Origin of the sequence: Zoogloea sp. (assembly GCF_041904905.1) — a bacterium.
Taxonomy (GTDB): domain Bacteria; phylum Pseudomonadota; class Gammaproteobacteria; order Burkholderiales; family Rhodocyclaceae; genus Zoogloea.
In genome coordinates this window covers 1-10221 of sequence record NZ_JAYRMI010000105.1, presented here as the reverse complement: position 1 = coordinate 10221, position 10221 = coordinate 1, and the positions used below count along the sequence as shown (strand labels likewise).

At 70.0% G+C, this 10221-nt stretch carries 7 protein-coding genes and 2 pseudogenes; all 9 read right to left on the bottom strand.

Annotated elements, in window-relative coordinates; genetic code table 11:
- Positions 1-1603, bottom strand: a 1603-nt coding sequence (locus ACE3N6_RS18430) for a Calx-beta domain-containing protein (RefSeq protein WP_374247284.1), incomplete at its 3' end; no start/stop codon positions are given.
- Positions 1604-1885: 282 nt separating this feature from the next.
- Complete coding sequence (locus ACE3N6_RS18425) at positions 1886-3463, bottom strand: tetratricopeptide repeat protein (protein ID WP_374247283.1); 1578 nt, start codon at positions 3461-3463, stop codon at positions 1886-1888.
- A 100-nt stretch (positions 3464-3563) separates the two neighbouring features.
- Positions 3564-4421 carry an alpha/beta fold hydrolase gene (locus tag ACE3N6_RS18420; protein ID WP_374247282.1) on the bottom strand — a complete coding sequence of 286 codons (858 nt, stop codon included), beginning with the start codon at positions 4419-4421 and terminating at the stop codon, positions 3564-3566.
- Between the two features lie 39 nt (positions 4422-4460).
- The gene (locus tag ACE3N6_RS18415; RefSeq protein WP_374247281.1) at positions 4461-5648 is read right to left on the bottom strand and encodes a multidrug effflux MFS transporter; all 1188 of its coding nucleotides are present in this window, start codon (positions 5646-5648) and stop codon (positions 4461-4463) included.
- Between the two features lie 13 nt (positions 5649-5661).
- Positions 5662-6246 carry a hemerythrin domain-containing protein gene (locus ACE3N6_RS18410; RefSeq protein WP_374247280.1) on the bottom strand — a complete coding sequence of 195 codons (585 nt, stop codon included), beginning with the start codon at positions 6244-6246 and terminating at the stop codon, positions 5662-5664.
- 21 nt (positions 6247-6267) lie between these two features.
- Complete coding sequence (locus tag ACE3N6_RS18405) at positions 6268-7017, bottom strand: ABC transporter ATP-binding protein (RefSeq protein WP_374247279.1); 750 nt, start codon at positions 7015-7017, stop codon at positions 6268-6270.
- A complete protein-coding gene (locus tag ACE3N6_RS18400) occupies positions 7017-8804 on the bottom strand; it encodes an ATP-binding cassette domain-containing protein (protein WP_374247285.1) in 1788 nt (595 codons plus the stop codon). The genes ACE3N6_RS18405 and ACE3N6_RS18400 overlap by 1 nt, the downstream gene beginning before the upstream one ends.
- A 39-nt stretch (positions 8805-8843) precedes the next feature.
- Positions 8844-9875 (bottom strand): annotated as a pseudogene (locus ACE3N6_RS18395) (branched-chain amino acid ABC transporter permease); the annotation flags it as partial.
- Positions 9876-9976: 101 nt separating this feature from the next.
- Positions 9977-10221: pseudogene (locus tag ACE3N6_RS18390) on the bottom strand (4-hydroxy-2-oxovalerate aldolase); the annotation flags it as partial.

The following is a 10221-nucleotide window of genomic DNA, read 5'->3' as shown; positions in this document are numbered from 1 at the left end:
CTGCTGCGAAGCTGAGGGTGCCGGAGGTTGGGCCGGAGAAGTCGGCGGCGTTGAGGGTGGCCGTGCCTTCGACGACGCTCCAGGCCACCGTGGATACGCCGGCGGTGTCGCCGCTGCGGGTGACGGTGAAGGTGAAGGGCGTGGTGTCGCTGTTGCCTTCGGCCTTGCTGGCGCTGGTGGCGGCGATGGCGAGGGTGGGGAGCGTGTCGTCGTTGAGGATGGTGCCGGTGGCGCTGGCGGTGCCGAGGGTGGCGCCGGTGACGCTGGACAGGACGACGTTGAAAGTCTCGTTGGCTTCGATAAGGGCGTCACTGGCCACGTTGACGGTGATGACCTTGCTGGTTTCGCCGGCCGCGAAGCTGAGGATGCCGGAGGTTGGGCCGGAGAAGTCGGCGGCGTTGAGGGTGGCCGTGCCTTCGACGACGCTCCAGGCCACCGTGGATACGCCGGCGGTGTCGCCGCTGCGGGTGACGGTGAAGGTGAAGGGGGTGGAGCCGGTGTTGCCTTCGGCCTTGCTGGCGCTGGTGGCGGCGATGGCGAGGGTGGGGAGGGGGTCGTCGTTAAGGATGGTGCCGGTGGCGCTGGCGATGCCAACGGTGGCGCCGTTGGAGGCGATCAGGGTGACGCGAAAGGTTTCGTCGGCCTCGACGAGGGTGTCGCCGGCCACGTTGACGGTGATGGTCTTGCTGGTTTCGCCTGCCGCGAAGTCGAGAACGCCGTAGGTTGGGCCGGAGAAATCAGCGGTGTCGAGGCCTGCGGCGGTGCTAGAGAGGATGCTCCAGCTTACCCTGGAAGTCGCCGTGAGGCTTCCGCTGCGGGTGACGGTGAAGGTGAAGGGGGTGGAGCCGCTGTCACCTTCGGCCTTGCTGGCGCTGGTGGCGGCGATGGCGAAGGTGGGCAGGGCGTCGTCGTTGAGGATGGTGCCGGTGGCGCTGGCGGTGCCGAGGGTGGCGCCGGTGGGGCTGAACAGGTTGACGTTGAAGGTCTCGTTGGCCTCGATGAGGGTGTCGCCGGCCACGTTGACGGTGATGACCTTGCTGGTTTCGCCGGCCGCGAAGCTCACCGAGCCGGTGGGGAGCATGCCGCCGGCGAAGTCGGCCGTGGTGGTGGTGCCGTTGCCGACGACCCAGTTCACGGTGGAGGTGACCGTGAGGTTTCCGCTACGGGTGACGGTGAAGGTGAAGGGGGTGGAGCCGGTGTCGCCTTCGGCCTTGCTGGCGCTGGTGGCAGCGATGGCGAGGGTGGCCAGGGATGAGGTGGGGATGGCCGAGATCACGTAGTTGCCGGTGGAGGAGCCATAGCCCTGGGCCGAAAGGAAATAGTCGCCGGACTGGGTGGCGGTGAAGCTCAGGGTCGAGTTGAGGGTGCCGCCGTAGTCGTCGTTCCAGCCGAGCTCGCGGCCGCTGGCATCGAGCAGCCGCAGCAGGGGATCGGGTATGCCTCCCTGGCTGGCCCTTTCAAGCCGGAAGGTGTAGTTCGTTCCGGCTGTCAGGCTGATCTTCCACCAGTCTTGATCCCCCGCGGTTTCGATGGAGCCGGTGTCTCCTTGACCGTTGATGGCGAGTGTGGCGGTGGAACTGATGGAGCCCAGGATGTCGGCCATGACTTTCTCTTCCAGAATGGTGAATGCCCGAAATTATCCCGGTAGTCATGACAAATTGTTAGTCGTTGTAGGTGGGTCAGATTACCCGAAATGGGTTTGATGGGGCCGGAGGCCCTTTTGCGGCCGCGAATCCGGCCTGTCTGGCCGGAGATCTGGCCTGGATACGGCTTGATGGTCCGCGAAATACCGCCGCCGCGTGAATCGGGGTTTCAGCGCCTGAAACAGGGTTTCGGGCGGTTGAGCTGGTCTATTTTGCGTTGAGAGCCGGTGCGGCGCTGGGAGTCAGGGTTTTTCGCTGCGGATCGCGCTGGCGCGTTGGGCGGCGGCGTCGGCGTCGGTGCTACGGCCCATGCCCCGGTAGAGCTGGGCCAGCTTTTCCAGGAGGGGGGCGGCTTCGGGGTGGGGGCGCCCGCCGCCGGCCTTGTCCAGGATGGCGATGGCGCGTCGCAACTCGGCGGCCGCATCGTCGAGGCGCCCCTGCTCCTTCAGAAAGCGGGCCAGGTTTTCGAGGATGTAGGCCACGTCGGGGCTCTCCGGCCCTTCGGCCTTCTCGACGGCGGCCAGTGCGCGCCGGCTGAAGCGCTCGGCGCCGGCAGGATCGCGCCGGTCGCCGTAGAGCAGCGAGAGGTTGTTGAGGGTGACGCCCGCCCGCAGGTCGTTGGGGCCGTATACCTGCTCGACGATGGCGAGGGCGCGCAGGTAGAGGGGCTCGGCCTTGTCCGGCGCGCCCATCCCGCGATACGTGTCGGCCAGATTGTTCATGTCGGCGGCGGTGGCGGGATGCGCTGGCCCGTAGGCCTGCGTGTCGATCTGCAGCGCGCGTTCCTGCAGTGGCACGGCCTTGTCGAAGGCTTTGTCGCCGACGTGGATGGCGGCGAGGTTGTTGAGGGTGACGGCAAGCACGGGGTGGCGGGGGCCTAGCGCTTGCTCGTAGATCCCCAGCGCCCGGGTGAGCAGGACCGACGCTTCGGCATGGCGACCCTGCTCGCGCAGGGCGATGGCGTGGTCGTTGAGGGTCTGGGCCAGGGCCGGGTGGTGAGGCCCCAGGGCGAGCGCGCGGATCTCTTCGGCCCGGGTGAAGAGCGGCTCGGCGTCGGCGTAGCGGCGTTGCTGGGTGTACAGCAGGGCCAGGCTGTTGAGGCTCTCCCCGACGGCTGGGTGGGCGGGGTCGAGGGCCCGCTCGCGGATGCTCAGGGCGCGGCGGAGGATGGGTTCGGCGGCCTGCGGGCGCCCCGCGTCGAGGTATAGCTTGCCCAGGTTGTTGAGGGTGGGGCCCAGGTCGGGATGGTCGCGGCCCAGGGCTTTTTCGTTGATCGCCAGCACGCGCAGGTAGAGCGGCTCGGCCTGATCGAACTTGCCCTGTTCGGCCAGACTGAGGGCGAGGTTGTTCAGCCCGATGGCCACCAGCGGGTGCTGGCCGCCCAGCTGCTTTTCGAGGCTGGCGATGACCTGCTTGTACTGGGCTTCGGCCTCGGCGTGGCGGCCCTGGGCGCGGTACAGCTCGGCGAGGTTGTTGCGGGTCTGGGCGACGGGCGGAGCGTCCGGGCCGAGGGCCTGCGCGCTCAGGGTGAGCGCCCGCTGGATGAGGGCTTCGGCGCGGTCGTAGCGGCCACTGGCGATGAGCGCCGTGGCCAGGTTGTTCAGGCTCATGGCGACGGCCGGGTCGTTGGGGCCGAACTGCCGTTCGGCGATCCGCAGGGCGGCCTCGCCCACCGACACGGCGTCGTCGTAGCGGCCGTCGGCGTAGAGTTGCTGGACCTGGGTGTTGAGTGCAGCCCAGTCGGCGGACTGGGCTGCGGACGGGAGCGGGGTGAGGCACAGCGCTGCCATCAGGGCGGCGGTCGATCTGCGGTTTCTCATCGCGGCGGGCCTTTGTGGGCGACGGGGGGCCGTCGACGCCGATGATAGTCCCGCGCCGGCCCGCGTTCCAGCGTGGCCGGGCGGCGCTGTGCGCGGCGCCTCAGTGGGCCAGGAAGTCCAGCACCATGCGGTTGAACTTGTCGGCGTGCTCCCACTGGGCCCAGTGGCCGCAGCGGTTGAAGATGTGCAGCTCGGCGTTGGGCATGCCCCAGATCAGGCGCAGGCCCACGTCGAGGGGCACGAAGCGGTCGTCGCGGCCCCAGATGACCAGCGCGGGGGCGGCGATCTCGGACAGACGGGGGCCGTAGTCGGTGAACTGCTTCGGGTTGGCGGCCAGGCTCTTGACGAAGTTCTCCAGGTGATCCCGGCGGGCCAGCATGTTGTCGAGGCGGGCCTGGTAGAGGGCGTCGGTGAGGCTGCCGGTGTCGAACACGAACACCGCCATCATCTTCTTCAGGTTCTCGATGGTGGGCTCGCGGTAGAGCGCTTGCAGCAGCTTGATGCCTTCGGTGGGCATGGGCACGAACTGGCTGGGGCCACCGGTGCCGCCACCCATCAGCACCAGCTTGCCCACCCGGGCGGGGTGGGCGAGGGCGAAGGCCACGGCGCTGTGCCCGCCCATGGAGTTGCCGACGAGGTGCACCTTGTCGAGCCCCAGCACGTCGAGCAGGCCCTTGAGGGCGCGGGCGTTCAGCTCGGAGCGGGAGCCGGTGCACACGATGGGGTCGCTCTTGCTCCAGCCCGGGCAGTCCATCAGGATCACCCGGTAGCCGGCGCTCGCCAGCGGCTCGACGTTGCGGTTGAAGTTGGCCCAGCCGCTGGCGCCGGGGCCGGAGCCGTGGAGCATCACCACGGTTTCGGCGCCCTGGCCGAAGTCGTTGTAGTGCAGCTGCAGGTCGAGGTCGCCTTCGTGGATGCGCGCGAAGTGGCTGCTGGCGGTTTCGGAGAGGGGGGGCATGGTGTCGGTCCTTTGTCGGGAAGCGGGAGGCGGGCCGGGTCAGGGGCCGTCGGCCGCGCGGTGGGTTGAACGGAACAGCAGGTAGCCGGCCATCGACAGGGCGCTGGCGAGGACGATTGCCCACGCCATCGGCCTGCCGCTGCCGTCGTGCTTGAGGTTGACGCCGGCGCTGGCGAGCATGCCGAGGCCAAACTGCGCCGCCGCCGCACCGGCGTTGCCGGGGTAGCGGGCCATCAGCAGGCCCACGCAGTTGGCGCCGAGCAGCCCGGTCATGCTCACCACCACGAACAGGCTGGCGATGACCGGCGCCGGGTGGGGCAGGCCCACCGTGACGGGCAGGCTCGCCGCTGCGGCAAGGCCCAGCAGGCTGCCGAAGCCGGCCAGGGCCACCGGGCCGCGCCGCCTGACCAGGCGGTTGTTGGCGTAGTTGGCGGCGAAGATGCCCAGGGCGTTGGCCGCGAACACCAGGCTGTAGTCGAAGGGGGTGAAGCCCTTGAGGGCGATGAAGTAGAACGGGCTGGCGGTGATGTAGGCGAACATGGCGGCGAAGGACATGCCGCCGGCCAGCACCAGCCCGACGGCGGCCGGATCGGCGAGCAGGCGCCCGTAGGCGCCGAACACCGCCCGCAGCGGGTGGGCGGCGCGCCGTTCGGCGGGCAGGCTCTCGGGCAGGGCGCGCCACACCACCGCGAGCGCCAGGATGCCCCACGCCAGCAGGGCCGCGAAGGCGCCCCGCCAGCCAAAGGCGGCGAGCAGGGCGCTGCCGGCCATCGGCGCCAGCAGGGGGGCGATGGCGGTGATCATGGCCATCAGCGAGAGCGTGCGGATGGCTTCGGTGGGCGGGAACAGGTCGCGCGCCACGGCTCGCGCCAGCACCGACGCGGCGCCGCCGCCCAGGGCCTGGACGAAGCGTGCGGCGATCAGGGCGTCCGCGTTCCGGGCGAGCAGGCAGCCGGCCGAGGCGAGCACGAACAGGGCGATGCCGGCCAGCATCACCGGGCGGCGGCCGTAGCGGTCGGACAGCGGGCCGTAGCCCAGCATGCCCAGCGCAAAGCCGCCGAGGAACACGGTGATCGAGCCCTGCACGGCCTCCGCCGTGGCGCCCAGGCCGGTGGCGATGGCGGGCAGGGCGGGCAGGTAGAGGTCGATGGCGAGCGGCCCGAAGGCCACCAGCATGCCCAGGAGGGCGATCGTCGGGCCCTCGCGGCGGGCGTCGATGGCGGACACGAGGTGGCTTTCCTCAGCCGTCGAAGGGGCGCGGGCCGAAGCCGATGGGCGCCGGGGCGCACGCCACGAGCTTGCTGAAGAGGGCCTTGAAGTCCTCGCGCTGGCCGTCGGAGAGGGTGTCGGCCTGCGCGTCGGCGGCGAAGCGGGCGTCGAGTTCGGTCCAGTCGGCGTCGCTGAGGTGCTGGCGCACCAGCGGCAGTACGGCGTCCTCTTCGAACAGCATGTGGCCGCGGTAGAACTCGGCGTAGTCGTCGAAAGCCTGGGCAAAGCCGGCCAGCCGGGCCGGGTCGGCCACGTAGGCGGCCAGCGCCTGCTGCAGCACGGCGATGCGCTGGGGGGCGGCGGCGTGCTGGGCGGCCAGCCTGGCCAGCGCGTCGGCGCCGTCGGCGGTGCGTTGGGCGAGGCGATGGAAGAGCAGGTCTTCCTTGGGGTGGTGGCGCAGCTCGGCGTAGGCCTCGAGGTAATGCACCATCGCCTGGAACAGCTTGAGGTCGGGGGCCAGCCGGCCGGCGGTGACTTCCTTGAGCATGTAGCGGACGGCGTGGAGGATGGCGGCGAGGGATTGGTGTTCTTCGCCGATGATGTGCAGGGCTTCCATGTCGGGGGCTCCGTGAGTGGCCTAGCTGGAGAGGAGTTCCTGGTGCTTGCTGGCCAGGCCCAGGTAGCTTTCGATGACGCGGGGGTCGTTGCGCAGTCGCTCGGCGTCGCCTTCCATCTTGATGCTGCCGTTTTCGAGCACGTAGGCGTAGTCGGCCACCTGCAGGGCGGCGCGGGCGTTCTGCTCGACGAGCAGGATCGACACGCCGCGGCGGCGCAGCTCGGCGACGATGCGGAAGATCTCGCGCACGATGAGCGGGGCGAGGCCCAGGCTGGGCTCGTCGAGCATCAGTAGCCTGGGCCTGGCCATCAGGGCGCGGCCCACGGCGAGCATCTGGCGCTCGCCGCCGGACAGGGTGCCGGCCTGCTGGTGGCGGCGCTCCTTGAGCCGCGGGAAGAGGGCGTACACCTCGTCCATCGTCGCGGCGTGGTCCTTGTGGCCCAGGCGGTGGCGCTGGAAGGCGCCGAGGAGCAGGTTGTCCTCGATGCTCATGGTGCCGAACAGCTCGCGCTTTTCGGGCACCAGGTTCATGCCCCGCACCACCATGCGCTCCACCTCCGGCACCTGCTCGATGCTGCCGTCGAAGGCTACCTGCCCGCTGGAGGGCAGCAGGCCCATGATGGCCGACAGGGTGGTGGTCTTGCCGGCGCCGTTGGGGCCGATCACCGTGACGATGCGGCCTTCGCCCACCGTCAGGCTGAGCCTGCTCACGGCTTCGACCTTGCCGTAGGCCACGGAGAGGTCCTTCACTTCGAGTACGTTCTTGGTCATCACACCCCTCCCAGATAGGCTTCGAGCACGGCCGGGTCTCGCTGGACCTCGTCGGGCAGCCCTTCGGCGATCTTCTCGCCGAACTCCATCACCACCACCCGGTCGACCAGGTTCATCACGAAGTCCATGTCGTGCTCGACGATCAGCACCGCCATGCCTTCGGCGCGCAGGCGCCGGAGGAGGTCGGCGAGGGCCTGCTTCTCCTTCAGGCGCAGGCCGGCGGCGGGCTCGTCGAGGAGCAGCAGGCAGGGGTCGGAGCACAGCGCGCGGGCGATCTCGAGGATGCGCTGCTGGCCCAGCGCGAGGCTGCCGGCCGGCACGTGCATGAATTCGCCCAGGCCCACGCGCTCCACCTGCAGGGCGGCCTCGCGCAGGAGGCGGGCCTCTTCGGCGCGGTCGAGCCGCCAGGCGGCGGGCAGCACGCCCCGGTTGCCGCGCAGGTGGGCGCCGATGGCCACGTTCTCGAGCACGCTCATGGCGGGCAGCAGCTTGACGTGCTGGAAGGTGCGGCTCATGCCCAGCGCGGCGATCTCGCGGGCGCCATGGCCGGCCACCGACTTGCCGCGGAACAGCACCTCGCCCGAGGTGGGCGTATCCACCCCCGAGAGCTGGTTGAACATCGTGCTCTTGCCGGCGCCGTTGGGGCCGATCAGCGCCAGGATCTCGCCGGCCGTGACGGAGAGGCTCATGTTGTTGTTGGCCACCAGGCCGCCGAACCGGCGCACCACGTCCTTCGCTTCCAGGATGGTCTCGCCGTGGGGCGGCTGGGGCTTGCGGGGCAGCGGCGCGGCGTTCGGGTCGATGGCCTTGCGGTCGGGCTTCACCGGCACCAGCCGGGCCAGCAGCGGCCACAGGCCCTCGCGCGCCTTGTGCAGCAGGATCACCATCATCAGGCCGAAGACGATCACCTCGTAGTTGCCGGCAGAGCCGAACACCCTGGGCAGCACGTCCTGCAGCCATTGCTTGAGCACGGTGATGACGCCGGCCCCCACCAGCGCGCCCCACACCTGCCCGGCGCCGCCGACGACGGCCATGAACAGGTACTCGATGCCGATGTGCAGGCCGAAGGGCGTGGGGTTAACAAAGCGCTGCAGGTGCGCGTACAGCCAGCCGGCGGAGCAGGCGTGCAGGGCTGCGATCACGAAGATCACCATCCGCGCGCGGGAGGTGTTCACGCCCATCGCCTCGGCCATCACCATGCCGCCCTTGAGGGCGCGAATCGCGCGGCCCTCGCGGGAGTCGAGGAGGTTGCGGGTGGTGAACAGCGCGGCCAGCACGAAGGCCCACACCAGGTAGAAATAGTGGCGGTTGTCGAGCAGCGCGAAGCCGAACAGCGAGATCGGCGGCAGATCCGACAGGCCGGCGTGACCGCCCAGCACGTCCATGTTGCCGAACAGGAAGTACAGGCTGATGCCCCACGCCATGGTGCCCAGGGGCAGGTAGTGGCCGGAGAGCTTGAGGGTGACCGAGCCGAGCACGATGGCGACGGTGGCGGTAATCAGCAGGCCGACGATCAGCGCGGCCCACGGCGAGCCCTGGGCAAGACCGAGCCAGGCCGGCACTGCGTCGGTGGCGGTGAGCCACGCCGTGGTGTAGGCGCCCAGCCCCACGAAGGCCGCCTGCCCGAAGCTGGTGAGCCCGCCGACCCCGGTGAGCAGCACCAGGCCCAGCGCGACCAGCGCCGACAGGCCCACGTAGTTGAGCAGCGTCACGTAGAACTCGGGCAGCAGCAGCGGCGCCACCGCCAGGCCGGCGAGGAAGACGGCCAGCACCGCGCGGGGGCTGATCCGGCCTTCGCGCGGGGCGGTGCCCACCACTTGGCCGGTGTCTTCCTCTTCGATGTGGTGGGTGGACCAGGACAGCCACACCAGCACCGGAATGATGAGGGTGAACACGATCACGTCCTTGAAGGCGCTGGCCCAGAAGGACGAGAAGGATTCCAGCAGCCCCACCACCACCGCGCCCGCGGCGGCCATCGGGTAGCTCGCCAGCCCGCCGACGATGGCGGCGACGAAGCCCTTGAGGCCGATCAGGAAGCCGCTGTCGTAGTAGATGGTGGTGAGCGGCGCCACCAGCAGGCCCGACAGGGTGCCGATCAGCGCGGCGAAGAAGAAGGTCTGGCGGCCGGCCAGGGCGGGCGAGATGCCCATCAGGCGCGCGCCGTTGCGGTTGATGGCGGTGGCCATCAGCGCCTTGCCGGCGAGGGTGCGGCCGAAGTAAAGGTAGAGCCCGACGATCAGCAGGATCGACACCGCCAGCACCGCCAGGGTGTGGCCGCCGATCGTCAGGTCGCCACCCAGGGCGAGCTGGGCGTCGCTGAACGGGGTGGTGCGCGAGCCCTCGGGGCCGAAGATCAGCAGGCCCAGGCCCACCATCAGCAGGTGCAGCGCCACCGAGACGATGAGCAGGATCAGCACCGGGGCTTCGGCCACCGGCTGGTAGACCACCCGGTAGATCATCGGGCCCATCGGCACGACGATCAGCAGCGCGAGGGCGGCCTTGGCGAGCAGCGGCAGCCCGGCCAGCGGCAGCAGCTTGAGCAGCGCCGCGAGGGCCAGGGGATAGCCCAGGTTCCACCCGGCCGACCGGCCAAGGCGCTTGCGCCCCGGCGGGTTGCCGACGGCGTCGATGGCGAAGGTGAGCACGCCGGCGCCCGCGAGCAGCCAGATCGTGGCCGGAAAGCTCCCGGCCTCCAGCGCGGCCATCGTGAGGGCGCCCCAGGCGAGGAACTCACCCTGGGGTATGAAGATGATGCGGGTGACGGCGAAGACCAGCACCAGTGCCAGCGCCAGCAGCGCGTAGATGGCACCGTTGGTGATCCCGTCCTGCGCCAGCAGCGCAAAGATCGAGGCATCCATCGGGGACTCCTGTTACAGCAGCGGCGGCGGCCTCTCTGGGGAGGCTCGCCGCGGGTGGGCCGGGCTGACCGGCCGGATTCGAAACGCGCGCAGGTCGGGCCTCAGACCGCCAGACCGCGGGCCTTGGCCATGGTGATGGCGGTGTCCTCGATCATGTCCTCCTGACCGCCCACCATGCCGCGACGGCCCAGCTCGACCAGGATGTCCCGGGCCGGGATACCGTACTTGGCGCTGGCGCGCTTGGCGAACAGCAGGAAGGAGCCGTACACGCCGGCGTAGCCCAGGGTCAGCGCGTCGCGGTCGATGCGGATCGGGAAATCCATGATCGGGATGACCAGGTCTTCGG

Excerpts from the sequence above, each read along its gene's own strand:
- ACE3N6_RS18425 (WP_374247283.1), bottom strand. The coding sequence starts at position 3,463 with ATGAGAAACCGCAGATCGACCGCCGCCCTGATGGCAGCGCTGTGCCTC.
- ACE3N6_RS18420 (WP_374247282.1), bottom strand. The coding sequence starts at position 4,421 with ATGCCCCCCCTCTCCGAAACCGCCAGCAGCCACTTCGCGCGCATCCAC.
- ACE3N6_RS18410 (WP_374247280.1), bottom strand. The coding sequence starts at position 6,246 with ATGGAAGCCCTGCACATCATCGGCGAAGAACACCAATCCCTCGCCGCC.
- ACE3N6_RS18405 (WP_374247279.1), bottom strand. The coding sequence starts at position 7,017 with ATGACCAAGAACGTACTCGAAGTGAAGGACCTCTCCGTGGCCTACGGC.